This is a genomic window from Lysinibacillus sp. Y5S-8, from assembly GCF_036894365.1.
GTDB lineage: Bacteria > Bacillota > Bacilli > Bacillales_A > Planococcaceae > Lysinibacillus > Lysinibacillus fusiformis_D.
On record NZ_CP145889.1, the window covers coordinates 4,656,191 to 4,672,069 of the forward strand.

Sequence of the window (15,879 nt, forward strand, 5' to 3'; positions counted from 1 at the left end):
ATGCTAACTAATAATAAAGAGCCTATTGTTATCGAATTAGATTTAAAGAAATTAATGATCGACAATTTTGTGATCACTAGTGGTCTTGTCATATTATTTACAGCTATTCAATATATTTGCTTTAAAGATTTTCATTTTTCTTTTTGGAACATGGTTGGTGGCACAGCACTGTTCGTGGTGTTGTATATTATTTTTATTATCCTACATGAGGTTTTTCATTTAATTGGTTTTATGTTTTTTGGCAAAGTACCCTTTAAGGCTTTAAAATATGGCATCAATTTAGAGCTTGGCATTGCCTATGCGACGACTGAACAGCCTCTCTTCAATCACGCTATGAAAAAAGCTCTATTACTGCCATTCTGGACAACCGGCATCCTTCCAACTATCGTTGGGTTTTATCTCAATAGTACGGTTTTGATCCTGATTGGGGCTTTTTTAATTGCAGGAGCAGTAGGTGATTTTGCCATGTATAAAGAATTACGAAAATATCCAAGAGATGCTTTGATACGGGATGATCCCAAATTGCCGAAACTTTATGTCTATCTACCACTGGAAAAGGATAGCTCACTAAAGTAACACTTCATCATTCAAAGAATCTGTAGCGTAGAAATGACTAGCTACAGATTCTAATTTAAGGCGTTAAAAATCCGTGCTGGGCCGCTGTGTATAAATTTCTCCAAATACGATTAATAGTGGATGTTTCTGTAATAGCATCCATACCAAGACTGCGTATTAAATTATTCGCTATCTCTAGGCAAGCTGCAGCAATATCCTTACTCATTTGTGTAAATTGTGATAAGTCCTCTTCGGATAATTGATCACCATGTTGATGTAATTCCCAATATTTAGATAATGTTGTATAGAATTGTTCCTCGTATTGCTTGTAACGTTTCTGCTGTTGCATTAATAAAAACTGAAGGGATCCAATATGCTCAGCCCAGCTTCTATCATGATTTCGTTGCTTCATTAAAACGGTTGCTTCTTCTAAAAAATTCTCTGTTATCCCAAGACAAACACTTAAAAAGGAAGCTTCCGCAAAAGTGGTAAATGGAAAGCTATGTACTGAATCGCCATAATTATTTCTGATAGTACCTAATTGAAAAGTAGCTTCCTGTGGCACCCAAACATTGTTCACACGGATTGTATGACTTGCTGTTGCCTTCAATCCCATGGCACACCAATCGTTCAAAATTTCAACATCTTGCGGGTTCACAGAGCAGCTAATAATTTTTTCTGTTTTGACACCATTTTCTTCAATATAGCAGTTCATTGTAAATGTTGACGCATAGTTGGAGCCACTACAATACTTCCACTGCCCCGTTATGTAGTAGCCTCCATCTGTTTTTAATGCTATTCCCGTTGGATAACCACTGCCTGCTATGACTGCTTCTTTAGGCATATAGATTTTCTCACAAATATCCTGGCTGAATGTTGGGATAAATGCATTTCCACCTGTACCAATAGTAATTAGCCACCCGACATTACCATCGAGTGCAGACATTTGCTGAAATACTTTTACACCCTCTACTAAATCTAAATCCTTACCACCTAATTCTTTTGACGTGAACAATTTAAATAATTGTTGCTCATAAATAAAATCTAAGACGTCCTGTGGTAGCATCCCCAGTTGCTCAAACTCTAAACCACGTTCCTTAATTTGCAAAGCATTCATGCGTTAGTCGCCTCCATACGTTAAAAATTCTGATAATGATACAATCGAAAAAGGGCAACCATTTTCGATTGCCCTTGTCAGTTTTTATACATTAAAGCGGAACAGCATAATATCGCCATCTTGTACTTCATATTCTTTACCTTCAAGACGTACTTTACCAGCTTCCTTCGCTGCTGCTTGAGAACCTGCCTCTAATAGATCAGCATAAGCAACTGTTTCTGCTCGAATAAAGCCACGTTCAAAATCCGTATGGATGATACCTGCACATTGTGGCGCCTTCATCCCTTTACGGAACGTCCATGCACGTACCTCTTGTACGCCTGCAGTGAAGTAAGTAGCTAATCCTAATAAATCATAAGAAGTACGGATTAACTGATCTAAGCCTGATTCTTTAATTCCAAGTTCTTCTAAGAACATAGCTTTTTCTTCATCATCAAGCTCAGAAATTTCTTCTTCGATTTTTGCACAAATTGTAATAACTTGAGCACCTTCTGCTGAAGCATACTCACGTACTTTTTTCACATACTCATTATTGTCAGCATCTACTACTTCATCTTCTGAAACGTTTGCTACATATAGCATTGGTTTAATTGTTAGTAAATGAAGACCTTTAATTATCTTTAGTTCATCATCAGAAAGCTCAGCCGCACGTGCCGGTTTACCGTTTTCTAATTGCTCTTTAATTTTTAGAAGAACTGGCTCTTCCACCATAGCCTCTTTATCTTTTTGTTTTGCCATTTTGCTAACACGTTGTAAACGTTTATCTACAGATTCTAAATCAGCAAGTGCAAGCTCCAGATTAATAACCTCTATATCATCAATAGGGTCTACTGCACCAGATACGTGCGTAATGTTTTCGTCTACAAAACAACGTACAACCTGACAAATTGCATCTACTTCACGAATATGAGCAAGGAATTTATTCCCTAATCCTTCACCTTTGGAAGCACCTTTTACAATTCCTGCGATATCTGTGAACTCAAATGCAGTTGGTACAGTTTTTTTCGGTACAACTAATTCTGTTAATTTATCTAAACGTGCATCAGGTACTTCAACGATACCAACGTTTGGATCAATCGTTGCGAATGGATAGTTTGCAGCCAATGCGCCCGCTTTTGTAATTGCGTTAAATAATGTTGATTTTCCAACGTTAGGTAAACCAACGATTCCAGCTGTTAATGCCATGAATGGACACAACCTTTCTATACTCAGTTCAAATTTTTTCTCTCATATAACCTTATCTATTATATTGATTCACTCATAAAAAGTCTAATATGCCTGATGTTACGCCTCATTAGCAGAAATTAAAACCTTTTTCATTTTTTTCTCAAAGTCACGGCGTGGAATCATTACACTATGCTGACATCCTTCGCATTTGATACGTACGTCTGCTCCCATACGAATGATTTTCCATTTATTAGTACCACATGGATGTTGTTTCTTCATTTCAACAATATCATTTAAACCAAATTTTTTCGCTTCCATTATTCACTTCTCCCTTCTTCTTTGCCATAGAACATCATTTTTGGATAGGCCATTGGTATATTATTTTCTTCAAAAAGTTTGGTAACGTCACGGCGAATACTACGTGCTACTCCATATTGCTGTTGCGGTAATGTTTCAGCAGCTATTCGTATCGTTACCTCTGTCCCTTTAACATTTTGCACACCTAAAAATACTGGAGTCGCTATTAGCTCCTTGTGCATTTTTGGTAATGTTTCTAAATACTTATTAATAACTGCCTCTGCTTTTTCAAAATCAGCCTCAGTAGCCATTTGTAAATCTATAAAAATTTTGGAGTTGTTAACAGAATAATTGACGACCTCACCAATTGCACCATTCGGAATGATGAATTGCTCCCCTGTAGCACCATTAATTTTTGTTGTACGTAAACCAATTTCTACAACCGTACCTTCTGCTGCGTTAATCTTTATATAATCCCCTACACCAAACTGATCTTCAAAGATAATAAAGAATCCAGTAATAACATCCTTCACTAAGCTTTGAGCGCCAAAACCGATTGCTAAACCAACAATCCCTGCACCAGCCAATAAACCTGCTACCTTTATTTCTAAGGAAGAAAGAATACCAATGATTGCAGAGAAATAAACAACATAGGAAATCACGCTTTGTAATAATCTTGCAATTGTTCGTTGGCGTCGCTCTGAGTGGTTTAATGGGGAGCGCATTCGTATTAAAAACACTTTTTTAATAAATTTTTTACCTAATCTTACTGCAATCCATGATGCTAATAAAATGAGCAATATCTCTAAAGATGCATTAATAACCGATTCCCAAAGGGCCTCAGATGTGAGCTTATCCCAGTATCTCTCCATTAATTTTTTATTCTCTTCCATAATTACCACCTCTTGAATAACTTGCTAAAAATTTGCGTATACTGCATAAAAATTGAGCACTTCTAAAAATAAAAAGAAAGTGAGTTTTTTTATGAATACTATACCAAATTTGTTACTACCTTATTCCCTTCATCACGAGAGTAAAAATGCCGTTTGGCAATTAAGTACATTATTTTTAGAACATATACCGTTTCATCATGAACGACTAATTTTTTGTTGTATTGGCAGTGACCGTTGTACGGGTGATACACTTGGGCCATTAACAGGTAGTTTTTTAAAAAAATCTGTCAGCTTTCCCTATGAAATTGTAGGTTCTTTAGAAGATCCTTTACATGCTCTAAATCTTGATTCTACAATGCAACAGCTACACAATCATACTACAAAACCTTTCATTATTGCGATTGATGCCTGTCTAGGCAGTGAGCAAAATGTTGGTCATATTTCAGTTCAAAGCGGACCCATCTTCCCTGGCAAGGCTGTAAAAAAAGAATTACCCCCAATCGGAGACATTTCCGTTAAAGGAATCGTCAATATTGGAGGCTTTATGGAAATGCTTGTTTTACAAAATACAAGACTTCATATTTCTTATGCTATGGCTGAAAAGCTTTCAAGAGCTTTATTATTGGCTGCCCATCGATATTCATTGAAAAGTGTAGAAGATAGCCACCATAATACCAACAATGACGATACCTGGCAGCAAGTTAGCAGCTTTGATCTTAGCTAAGCCAGCAATATTTAACCCTATTGCCATAATCATTACACCGCCTACAGCTGTCATTTCTGTAATGTACATTTGTAGTGCAGCATCAGGTATCAAGGAACTGATAACGCCTGCAAAAAGTGCGATTAATCCCTGATAAACAAAAACAGGTACGGCGGATAGCAATACACCAATGCCTAAAGTGGATGCTAGAATAATGGATGTAAACCCATCTATTAATCCTTTTGTAATTAATACATTATGATCATTACGAAGACCACTATCGAGTGCACCGATTACAGCCATTGACCCAACAACAAAAATTAAGGAGGCAGTGACAAAGCCCTCTGCTATGCTAATTTGATTTTGGTCATTTCGTTTTGTACGAAATAAACTCTCTACCCATTTCCCTAGACGATTCATTTGTCTATCTAAATCTAACCACTCACCTATTACAGTACCTACTACTAAACTTACTACTAATATAATAAAATTATCACTTTCAAAGCCCATTTTTATCCCTAATAATGTGACTGCTAAGCCAATAATAGATAGTACAGTAGATTTCATAGATTCAGGAATATTTTTGAAAATGCGCCCTACTAATGCACCTGCTACTATTAGCACAGCATTAATCAATGCCCCTAGTAATACCACACTTAAGCCTTCCTTCTCTCTAAAAAATAGAGAGCGCCTATTTGCTTGGCGCTCTGATTAAGTTATAGAAATGTATTTTATTCTTCCTGTAAATTTAGTATTTCTAAAATACGTTCTAAATCATCTTCAGAATAAAATTCAATTTCAATTTTCCCCTTATTATTTGTTTTTTTGATTTGAACATTTGTTCCAAAGTAGTCTCGTAATTGGGATTCCTTGGCTGATACAAATATATCTTTCTTCTTTGGTGGAATTGTTTCACGTGAAACTTCTTCATTTAAGTTTTGTACTAGCATTTCAACCTGCCGTACATTCAAACCTAAATTAATGACCTTATTAGCCACTTCTGAAATTCTTCTTTTATTTTTCAGACCGAGTAATGCTCGTCCCTGCCCCATCGATAAGGTGCCATCATTCATAAGTTTACGTACATCTTCTGGTAAAGCAAGCAACCGAACATGATTAGCGATATGTGGTCTACTTTTCCCTAACCGTTTCGATAATTCTTCTTGAGTTAAATGTAAGTTTTCCATTAGACTCTGATAGGCTTCCGCTTCTTCAATAACGGTTAAATCCTCACGTTGAAGATTTTCTAAAATAGCTAACTCCATCATTTGTGCATCTGATAGCTCTTTTATGATGACAGGAATAACCTCTAATTCAGCTAACAGACATGCTCTATAACGACGTTCCCCTGCAACAATTTCAAATTTACGCCCTTTTTTGCGCACAGCAATTGGCTGCAAAATACCATGTTCTTTAATAGAATCTGCTAACTCTTGTAAACTTTCTTCATCAAAAATTTTACGAGGTTGAAAGGGGTTCGCCACAATTAAATCTAATTGAATTTCTTCCACTTGACCACTTTGCTCTAAAGACTCTCCTGGAAATAGTGCACCAATACCCTTTCCTAAACCTTTAGCCATTTTTAATCACTTCCCTCGCCATCTCCAAATAAACTTCTGCACCTCTCGATTTTGCGTCATAAGTGATGATTGGTTGACCATGACTTGGTGCCTCACTTAATCGCACATTACGAGGAATGATCGTCTTGTATACTTTATCTTGGAAATATTTTTTTACTTCATCAATAACTTGCAAGCCTAAGTTTGTGCGTGCATCTAGCATTGTTAATAGAACGCCATCAATATAGAGCTGCTGATTTAAATGCTTTTGAACAAGTCGAACAGTTGAGAGCAATTGACTTAGCCCTTCCAACGCATAATATTCGCATTGTACAGGGATAATGAGCGCATCTGAAGCTGTTAAAGCATTAATAGTTAAAAGCCCTAAAGATGGAGGACAGTCAATAATTATATAATCGAAATCTTCTTTCACATTTTGCAGTGCATGTTTTAAACGCACTTCTCTTGAAATAGTCGAAACCAATTCAATTTCTGCACCTGCAAGTGAGATGGTTGCTGGCACGATTGATAAATTCTCTACGTTTGTTTTTTGAATGACATTTTCAACATCTTCATCATCAATGAGCACATCATAAATACAAGCTTGTATTTCTCCTTTATTAATACCAAGTCCACTTGTTGTATTCCCCTGAGGATCGGTATCAATTAATAGCACTTTCTTACCTAAATATGCTAGGCAAGCGCTCAAATTGACCGAAGTTGTTGTTTTACCTACGCCACCCTTTTGATTGGCGATTGCTATAATTCTACCCATTTAAAAGCACCTGCTTTCATCTATCAAACTTAACTTTGACAAATCATTTGTAAAATCACTATTTAATACGCTATCTAACTTTCATTCTATCAAAAAAATTGAAGAGAGTTGTATAAAATATTAAGAATATATACAAAAAAGGAGACATCTCATTTATTTTTCTGAGATATCTCCTCTGTTCAGTGTTGGATAGAACAATATATTACTTTTCTAAAATAATTTATTGCACCTTTTTCTTTTTAGGTATCTTCACTGTAATTTGATAGTATTCCTCTGTATCTTCTTCTTCTGTTTTTACTGTAATACCACTTTTCGTTACCATTGTTAGTGATTGTTTAATGGTATTTAAAGCAATGCGCACATCTTTACTTATAGCCTTACGTTTTGGTTTTGCTTTCTTTGGTACTGTTTCTTCTGGCTCGTCTGTGACTGGGTTTAATATGGCTTGAATTTGCTCCTCTAACTGACGAACATTCCATTCATTATCAATCGATAGCTGTAAAATTTCTAATTGTAATGGTTGATCCTTAATAGCAATTAATGCACGTGCATGTCGTTCAGATATTTTACGCTTCAAAATGGCTTGCTGCACTTCATCCGGCAGCCTTAATAAACGCAATTTATTGGCTACAGTGGATTGTCCTTTTCCAAGTCTTTGGGCCAGAGCTTCTTGTGTTAGCTCATGAAGCTCTAATAATTTTTGATAGGCTACCGCTTCTTCAATTGCGGTTAACTCCTCACGCTGTAAGTTCTCTATTAGCGCAATAGAAGCTGTTTCCTTATCAGTTAAATTACGTACAATAGCAGGGACCTCTGTCCATTGTAGCTTTTTCATCGCTCGGTAACGGCGCTCACCGGCAATGATTTCATATTGATTTTCTGATGTTTTACGTACAACAATTGGCTGAATCACACCATGTGTATGAATGGTTCTTGATAATTCTTCAATTTTTTCATCATCAAAAATAGTACGTGGCTGAAAACGGTTAGGTACAATTTGATCAATAGGCAACTTTATGACTTCTTCCGCTGCATGAACCGCCTCTGCTTGTTCTACTTCATTTTTCACAATAGGCTCCGTTTTACTCCCGCCTCCAAAAAAACGTGAAAAAGGACTTTTCATCCAAGTGGCACCACCTTTAAGTAACTATCTTGCTAAGTGTCATTCTATTATTATTTATTATATTTCATCAAATGTATATAGTTCATAGATGTCTTTTGCGTGAACCATCCATAACTAGTATGTATGCTCAAAATAGAAAAAATATTTTCTACTTTGAGAAGTTTCACATGAAACACTAATTATTGAATTGGTGTTTTATTTGGTACACCTGGCTTACGCGGGTATTTTTTCGGTGTTCCTTTTATTTTATCAAATATATATAAAGTGCGGTCACTTTCTTCAACAGGTAGCTTGAAAGAAAATTCTTCTCTCAGTTTAACACCTAATGTTATTAAAGCTTTTTTAGCATCCTTTAATTCCTCTGCTCCTGCTGCAGCCTTTAAAGCAACAAAATAACCATCTTGCTTTGCTAAAGGTACGCATAGCTCAGATAACACTGATAAACGAGCTACAGCGCGTGCTGTTACCACATCAAATTGTTCACGATATTTTGTATTTTGACCAAACTCTTCTGCTCGTGCATGTACAAAATGCATATTCTCTAATTGTAGCTCATTACTTAAATGATTTAAAAATGTAATTCGTTTATTTAAGGAGTCGACAATTGTGACATGTAAATGCGGGAAACAGATTTTAATAGGGATACTAGGGAAACCAGCACCTGCTCCAACATCACAAACAGTAATTACTTTTGAAAAATCAAAATAAAATGAGGCACTGATCGAATCGAAGAAATGCTTTAAATAAACGCCTTCTAAATCTGTAATAGCGGTTAAATTCATTTTTTCATTCCACTCGACAAGTAATTCAAAATATTTTTTAAATTGAGCGATCTGCTTATCCGAAAGTTCGATGCCTTTCTCTTTCAGAGCCTCAATAAATTGTTGTTCGTTCATGTAAAGTCTCCTTTATCGATCTTACTATACTACTCCACTCAGCAGTATAACCTTAAAAATAGGAAGCGGGCACAATAGTATGCCCGCCCTTTATTCACTTTACGTTGTTGATTAGCTGCTTACTTTCGCAATTTTACCTTGTTCAATATAAACAAGCAGAATGGAAATATCAGCTGGATTAACACCCGAAATACGAGAAGCTTGTGCAATAGAAAGTGGTATAACCTGTTTTAACTTTTGACGTGCTTCTGTTGCTAAACCTGAAATCGCATCGTAATCAATATTCTCAGGAATTTTTTTGTTTTCCATTTTGTGTAGCTTCTCTACCTGTTGCAATGCTTTTTCGATATAGCCTTCATATTTAAGCTGAATTTCAATTTGTTCTTTTACTTCATCCGTAAACTCTATTTCTGCAGGAATTAAAGATGCGATTAACTCATAATGCATTTCAGTACGTTTTAATAAATCTGCGCCACGAATACCATCCTTTAATTCACTACCGCCAACAGAACGAATAACAGATTGGGTTGCTTCATTTGGCTTAATAATGATTTCACGAAGACGTGCAATTTCAGTTTCAATCAGTTCCTTTTTCTCAATGAACTTTGTATATCTTTCTTGTGGAATCATGCCCATTTTGTAAGCCAGCTCTATTAAACGTAAATCGGCATTATCGTGACGTAACAATAGACGATACTCTGCACGAGATGTTAATAAACGATATGGCTCATTTGTCCCTTTTGTCACCAAGTCATCGATCAAAACGCCAATATAGGCATCAGAGCGACTTAAAATTAACTCCTCTTTACCAAGTACATTAGCAGCAGCATTCATTCCCGCCATTAAGCCTTGTGCGGCTGCTTCTTCATAACCAGATGTACCGTTAATTTGACCAGCTGTATATAAGCCTTTAATGCGTTTTGTTTCTAATGTCGGCCATAATTGGGTTGGCACAATTGAATCATATTCAATGGCATAACCAGCGCGCATCATTTCTGCATTTTCTAAGCCAGGAATAGATTTTAGTAAACGTGTTTGGACATGTTCTGGTAAGCTCGTTGACAAACCTTGAACATACACCTCACGCGTATTACGGCCTTCTGGCTCTAAGAAAATTTGGTGTCGTGGCTTATCATTAAAACGCACAACTTTGTCCTCAATAGACGGGCAATAACGTGGCCCCGTCCCTTTAATCATTCCTGAATACATCGGTGAAAGATGTAAATTCGCTTCAATAATTTCATGCGTTTCAGGGCTTGTATAGGTTAACCAGCAAGGTAGCTGGTCCATAATGAACTCAGTTGTTTCAAAACTAAATGCACGTGGAACGTCATCCCCTGGTTGAATCTCTGTTTTGTCATAATCAATTGTACGATTATTTACACGTGGTGGAGTACCTGTTTTGAAACGAACTAGGTCAAAGCCAAGCTCTTTTAAATTATCGGCTAAGCTAATCGAAGGTTGTTGGTTATTAGGACCGCTTGAATACTTCATATCACCAATAATGATTTCACCACGTAAGAAAGTACCTGTTGTCACAACGACTGTTTTAGCGCGATAAACGGCACCAATTTGTGTAATGACTCCTTTAACTTCCCCATCTTCAATAATCAGCTCTTCAACCATTCCTTGATGGATTGTTAAGTTTTCAGTTTCCTCCAACACACGTTTCATCTCTTGTTGGTACAAAACTTTGTCCGCTTGTGCACGCAATGCACGTACTGCTGGACCTTTCCCTGTATTTAACATTCTCATTTGTATATGTGTTTTATCGATAACTTTCCCCATGACGCCACCTAAAGCGTCAATTTCACGTACGACGATTCCTTTGGCAGGGCCACCAATAGATGGATTACATGGCATAAATGCAATCATATCTAAATTGATTGTTAGCATTAATGTGCTAGCGCCCATTTTAGCCGCAGCGTGTGCAGCTTCTGAACCTGCATGACCTGCGCCAATTACAATAACATCAAACGTGCCTGCCTCATATTTTGTTGGCATGCTCGTATCTTCCTTTCTCTTATCAATTTATTTTCCTAAGCAGAACTGTGAAAATAGCTGATTAATTAGACTTTCTTGTACAGTGTCGCCAATGATTTCACCAAGTATTTCCCATGTTCTTGTTACATCGATTTGTACCATATCAACTGGTACACCTTCCTGTGCAGCTGCTATTGCATCTTCAACCGTTGCCTGTGCTTGGTGCAGAAGTGCAATATGTCTTGCATTTGAAACATATGTTAAATCGCCCGCTTCGATTTGTCCTTCAAAGAATAAAGCAGCAATGGCTTCTTCTAGCTCTGTAATGCCTTCTTCCTGTAACAAGGAAGTCGTTACAATACGATGCTCATCAGCTAATTCTTCGACACGTGCTAAATCAATTTTTTGCGGTAAATCTGTTTTATTGACAATAACGATGTAATCCATCGCTTCAATTGTTTTGAATAGACGCTCATCCTCAGCAGTTAATTCATCTGCGTAGTTTAATACAAACAAAATTAAATCTGCTCCACGAAGAGCTTCTCGAGAACGTTCTACTCCAATTCGTTCAACAATATCTTCTGTCTCCCGAATACCTGCTGTATCCACTAAACGAAGTGGAACACCGCGTACATTGACATACTCTTCTATAATATCACGAGTAGTCCCTGCAATATCTGTCACTATGGCCTTATTTTCTTGTACTAAGCTATTTAAAAGAGAGGATTTCCCTACATTTGGACGACCTAAAATAACAGTTGATAAGCCCTCGCGTAAAATTTTTCCTTGAGAAGATGTTTGCAAAAGTTTACTAATTTCATTTCTTACCCATGTACATTTTTCTACTAATACAGGTACTGTCATTTCTTCTACATCATCATACTCCGGATAATCTATATTAACCTCTACTTGTGCCAATGTCTCTAGTAAAGCTTGGCGTAAATCACCAATAAGTCTCGATAATTTTCCATCCATTTGCCCCAAAGCAACATTCATCGCACGATCTGTTTTAGCTCTTATCAGATCCATAACCGCTTCAGCCTGAGATAAATCAATACGTCCATTTAAAAACGCTCGTTTTGTGAATTCGCCAGGCTCAGCTAATCTTGCTCCATTCGTTAACGCAAGTTGCAATACACGATTCACTGAAACTAGTCCACCGTGACAATTTATTTCAACTACATCCTCACGTGTAAATGTTTTTGGTCCACGCATCAGTGATAGCATTACTTCCTCTACTACCTCACTTGTTTTAGGATCAACTAAATGACCATAATGAATGGTGTGCGAATCTTTCGTTGTTAAACTTTTCCCACCAGGTGATTTGAATATTTTATCTGCAATTGTCACTGCCTCGTCCCCACTTAAACGAACGATAGCTATGGCACCTTCACCCATAGGTGTGGATATCGCAGCAATTGTATCGAACTCCATTTAATGACCTCCTCAACGTTATCCACATGTGGATAATCGAAACCGACCAATACTTACTAACACCTTAGACTAACATATTTTCAACAAAATCTAAAGTAAGGATCATTTCCAAATGTGGATAATATCAATTTTTTAGGTTATCTTATTTTCGACAAAAATCACTATTCTTTGCCTCACTAAAAAAGGTCATTTTATCACGAAGATAAAATGACCTTTCAAAATATAGTGTCTGTATGTTTACAGCAGCAGACTAATTATTATTTACTGGTTCAATCACTAAATAACGATTAGGCTCTGTGCCTTCTGAATACGTTTCAAGATCTAGACGATTTGCTAATTGATTATGAATTATTTTTCGCTCGTAAGACGGCATTGGTTCAAATGCCACACGTTGATTTAAGCGTAATGCTTTATCCGCCATTCGATCTGCAAGTAATTCTAAAGCTTCTTGTCGACGTTCGCGATAGTTTTCTACATCCAATTTCACCATTAAAAACTGCTTAGCGCTTTTATTCAATACGAGTTGCGTCAATTGCTGCAAGGAATTTAGTGTTTGACCACGTTTTCCTATAAGCAGTGCAGCTTTCTCACTTTTTAGTTGAAATAATACATATTTCCCCTCGCGAGTCGTAGCAATATCAAGATCATCAATAGCCAACTGTTCAGCAATACTTTGTAAATAAGCTTTTGCCTCTTCAATTGGGTTTGCCGTGTCTTCTTCCTCATTTTGCTCTTTTACGATTTGTTGAACTTCTTTGATTTCACTTGGTTGTTCAGAAACTTGTGAACTTATTGTTTCAACATCATCTACTACTAATGGTTCGTCTAATTTTGTCGCATTTTGCGGTTCGGCTTTGTCACTTTCAATTGTCGGAACCTGAACTTCCTTTACTGTTACACGTACCTCTGCAGAACGTGCACCAAAACCTAAAAATCCTTTTTTACCTTCTTGTAAAACTTCAACATCTACTTGTTCACGGGTTTTGCCAAGTTTCTGTAACGCCAATGAGATCGCTTCTTGTGTTGTTGCGCCTATTTGCGTAAGTTGTTTCACTTTTTAGCCCCTCCATTTTGAGCAGGTTGTGTTTTATCTTTATTCCAAGGTTTATAAATATACAGGTTTTGGAAAATCGAAATAATATTCCCGATTACCCAATATAGTGATAATGCAGCTGGTAAAGCCATACCAAAACCAATGATCATGAATGGCATAATATACATCATGATTTTCATTTGAGGATTATCCATTGCTGGTCCTGTACGTAATACGATAAATTGCATTAAACCTGCCGTAATTGCTAATGCAGGTGCAGGATCTGCTAACGGGAAGATAAAGAAATTTCCTAAATCAAATGTAGATGTAGCATTCATACGACTAATTGCATGATAGAAACCAATTAAAATTGGCATTTGAATGATTACTGGTAAACACCCTGCTAGTGGGTTTACTCCCGATTCACTCATTAGCTTCATCATTTCTTGCTGATATTGTTGTTGTGTCTGAGCATCCTTAGAAGCATACTTCTTCTGCAGTTCCTTCAATTTTGGTTGAATTTCTTGCATCTTTTTAGAGCTCTTTGTTTGTTTAATCATCAAAGGTAAAATTGCTAAACGAATAATAATCGTTACGGCAATGATCCCCCATGCATACGTACCGAGCAAATCAGCAAAGTATTTTATCGCTGATACCAACGGCCAAACAATGAATTCATTCCAGAAGCCTGTGCTGTCTTTTGAAATTGGTTCATTGAATTCTGTACAACCAGAAAGTAGTAAGGCTACTGATACTAGTGACAAAATTACCCAATGTTGTTTTTTCAACCTTCTTCCCCCTACAATTACTATTCACTTTTTCTTCATTCTATATGCATTTCTTCATTCACTAGCAGTTTCCTACCTCAAGACCTGCCAGCTGCTTTATCATGATTTAGTCAGCGTTTGAGACGTCCTCTATAAAGATAAAGTTATCAGTTATTTTATCACGCCTATAACGTTCACTCTACTAAATATTCTAACTACATATACTTATTCCTAAGTTATGTTGCGAATTTTACATATTTTTTTATGAAATCGCACGCTACAAATACCCCTACGCGTATATTCCTCTATTTATAATTGTATGCAAAACCGCTCTATTTCTACTCCATTACTTACAGTACAGGCGTATTTTCACCACTTGCTTGCATACATTACACTTTCTTCATTACCTTTGCGATTTGTAGTACATGCTGCAAACTTTGTTTCACTTCATGAAAATCCATAGTGGCCGCCGGATGTCTGGCGATAATAACATAATCCATATTCGGCTTTAAATCATCCTTTAATTCTTGAATACTTTGTCGAATATAGCGTTTTATTTTGTTGCGTGTTACCGCATTTCCAAGCTTTTTACTAACCGATAAACCTACACGAAATTCTGTTTGCCCTTCTTTTGCTAAAAAATAAACAACAAACTGACGATTAGCGAAAGATTTACCTTTTTTAAACACCTTTTGAAAATCATCATTTTTTTTCACTCTTTGGCGTTTTTTCATTTCTTTCACCTGCTATTAGATAATATCTTTTGATCCTCATTTCTAGGTTTACCAAAAATAAAGAAAAAAAAGACCACTGATGTGGCTCAGTGGACTTATTTTATGCTGATAAAACTTTTCTTCCTTTACGACGACGAGCAGCAAGAACTTTGCGACCGTTTTTCGTGCTCATACGTGCGCGGAAACCGTGAACTTTGCTGTGCTTACGTTTCTTTGGTTGGTAAGTACGTTTCATTTATATAGACACCTCCTGATATGAGTTGAATTTTTCAACATACAGACTCGAATATTATATAAAGTTTCTAGTTATTTTGTCAATGTATTTCATAAATTTCTTTTAACCAGCTAATCTATGTATCAAAATCAATCTATTCCATCTTCCCTCATTGAGCGTTTGCATCTTTACTAATTCAAAGATTATTTATTGCATGAACATAAAATATTTATCCACAGAGTACTTGTTTTTTTTACACAGAGTTGTGTATAGTATTTTTTGCATTATTTTTTATCCACAACGATTATCTACAGCTTTTTCACATAAGCAGTGCTTGTGGACAACTCTAAAGTGCATAACTACAAGCTATGTGGATAAGTTTCATAAACTATTGAAATAGCTTTGTTTTTCTGATACGATTACTGTGCTTCACTTTGTTGAAAACTGAAATGAACATTTTAATTATCCACAACTGTTAATATGCTGTGGATAATTTTTATCACAGCCTTTGGTTAACTTTTATCCACAGCTTGTGATTATGTGGACGAGTTGTAATTATGAACGTATTTACCATTTCTATAAATGCGATTTTTTTTTATGTATTGAACACTGTAAAGGAGATTAGCAGC

General features: G+C 36.4%; 17 protein-coding genes. 2 read left to right on the forward strand and 15 right to left on the reverse strand.

Translation table 11 applies throughout. From position 1 onward, the window contains the following. On the forward strand, window positions 1–576 hold the full coding sequence (locus tag V6670_RS22875) for a DUF3267 domain-containing protein (protein ID WP_141904588.1): 576 nt from the start codon (window positions 1–3) through the stop codon (window positions 574–576). A gap of 55 nt (window positions 577–631) precedes the next feature. Here the strand turns inward: V6670_RS22875 and V6670_RS22880 are convergent, their stop codons facing one another. The 4 genes from V6670_RS22880 to V6670_RS22895 form a co-directional block, all read right to left on the reverse strand. Further along, window positions 632–1,672 carry an acyl-CoA dehydrogenase gene (locus tag V6670_RS22880; RefSeq protein ID WP_338652188.1) on the reverse strand — a complete coding sequence of 347 codons (1,041 nt, stop codon included), beginning with the start codon at window positions 1,670–1,672 and terminating at the stop codon, window positions 632–634. Window positions 1,673–1,756: 84 nt separating this feature from the next. Next, window positions 1,757–2,857: a redox-regulated ATPase YchF gene (ychF, locus tag V6670_RS22885; RefSeq protein ID WP_338652189.1), complete on the reverse strand. Its 1,101-nt coding sequence runs from the start codon at window positions 2,855–2,857 to the stop codon at window positions 1,757–1,759. A 99-nt stretch (window positions 2,858–2,956) separates the two neighbouring features. Beyond that, entirely contained in the window at window positions 2,957–3,157 is a 201-nt protein-coding gene (locus V6670_RS22890; RefSeq protein WP_036119522.1) for a DUF951 domain-containing protein, read from the reverse strand. Further along, the gene (locus V6670_RS22895; RefSeq protein WP_338652190.1) at window positions 3,157–4,029 is read right to left on the reverse strand and encodes a mechanosensitive ion channel family protein; all 873 of its coding nucleotides are present in this window, start codon (window positions 4,027–4,029) and stop codon (window positions 3,157–3,159) included. The genes V6670_RS22890 and V6670_RS22895 overlap by 1 nt, the downstream gene beginning before the upstream one ends. Window positions 4,030–4,120: 91 nt before the next feature. Between V6670_RS22895 and yyaC the strand changes: the two genes are divergently transcribed. Beyond that, window positions 4,121–4,753: a spore protease YyaC gene (gene yyaC / locus V6670_RS22900; protein ID WP_338652191.1), complete on the forward strand. Its 633-nt coding sequence runs from the start codon at window positions 4,121–4,123 to the stop codon at window positions 4,751–4,753. Here the strand turns inward: yyaC and V6670_RS22905 are convergent. The 11 genes from V6670_RS22905 to rpmH form a co-directional block, all read right to left on the reverse strand. After that, the gene (locus tag V6670_RS22905) at window positions 4,670–5,386 is read right to left on the reverse strand and encodes a DUF554 domain-containing protein (RefSeq protein ID WP_338652192.1); all 717 of its coding nucleotides are present in this window, start codon (window positions 5,384–5,386) and stop codon (window positions 4,670–4,672) included. The genes yyaC and V6670_RS22905 overlap by 84 nt on opposite strands. A gap of 77 nt (window positions 5,387–5,463) precedes the next feature. Further along, window positions 5,464–6,312, reverse strand: coding sequence for a ParB/RepB/Spo0J family partition protein (locus V6670_RS22910; RefSeq protein ID WP_338652193.1), 849 nt, complete (start codon window positions 6,310–6,312; stop codon window positions 5,464–5,466). After that, window positions 6,305–7,066: an AAA family ATPase gene (locus V6670_RS22915; protein WP_036119537.1), complete on the reverse strand. Its 762-nt coding sequence runs from the start codon at window positions 7,064–7,066 to the stop codon at window positions 6,305–6,307. Before V6670_RS22915 ends, V6670_RS22910 begins: the two co-directional genes overlap by 8 nt. Before the next feature lie 220 nt (window positions 7,067–7,286). After that, window positions 7,287–8,189 (reverse strand): nucleoid occlusion protein, encoded by a 903-nt coding sequence (noc, locus tag V6670_RS22920; protein WP_036119540.1) that lies wholly within the window; start codon window positions 8,187–8,189, stop codon window positions 7,287–7,289. 179 nt (window positions 8,190–8,368) lie between these two features. Beyond that, entirely contained in the window at window positions 8,369–9,085 is a 717-nt protein-coding gene (rsmG, locus tag V6670_RS22925) for a 16S rRNA (guanine(527)-N(7))-methyltransferase RsmG (RefSeq protein ID WP_338652194.1), read from the reverse strand. A 111-nt stretch (window positions 9,086–9,196) separates the two neighbouring features. Beyond that, complete coding sequence (gene mnmG / locus V6670_RS22930) at window positions 9,197–11,089, reverse strand: tRNA uridine-5-carboxymethylaminomethyl(34) synthesis enzyme MnmG (RefSeq protein WP_338652195.1); 1,893 nt, start codon at window positions 11,087–11,089, stop codon at window positions 9,197–9,199. 27 nt (window positions 11,090–11,116) lie between these two features. Next, window positions 11,117–12,502 (reverse strand): tRNA uridine-5-carboxymethylaminomethyl(34) synthesis GTPase MnmE, encoded by a 1,386-nt coding sequence (mnmE, locus tag V6670_RS22935; protein ID WP_036119549.1) that lies wholly within the window; start codon window positions 12,500–12,502, stop codon window positions 11,117–11,119. Window positions 12,503–12,752: 250 nt separating this feature from the next. Further along, complete coding sequence (jag, locus tag V6670_RS22940) at window positions 12,753–13,556, reverse strand: RNA-binding cell elongation regulator Jag/EloR (RefSeq protein ID WP_338652196.1); 804 nt, start codon at window positions 13,554–13,556, stop codon at window positions 12,753–12,755. Continuing rightward, window positions 13,553–14,323, reverse strand: a complete 771-nt coding sequence (gene yidC, locus V6670_RS22945; RefSeq protein ID WP_025115704.1) for a membrane protein insertase YidC — start codon at window positions 14,321–14,323, stop codon at window positions 13,553–13,555. Before yidC ends, jag begins: the two co-directional genes overlap by 4 nt. A 368-nt stretch (window positions 14,324–14,691) precedes the next feature. Continuing rightward, complete coding sequence (rnpA, locus tag V6670_RS22950; RefSeq protein WP_036119559.1) at window positions 14,692–15,036, reverse strand: ribonuclease P protein component; 345 nt, start codon at window positions 15,034–15,036, stop codon at window positions 14,692–14,694. Window positions 15,037–15,136: 100 nt separating this feature from the next. Continuing rightward, window positions 15,137–15,271 (reverse strand): 50S ribosomal protein L34, encoded by a 135-nt coding sequence (rpmH, locus tag V6670_RS22955; protein WP_004233310.1) that lies wholly within the window; start codon window positions 15,269–15,271, stop codon window positions 15,137–15,139. Window positions 15,272–15,879 lie beyond the last annotated feature (608 nt).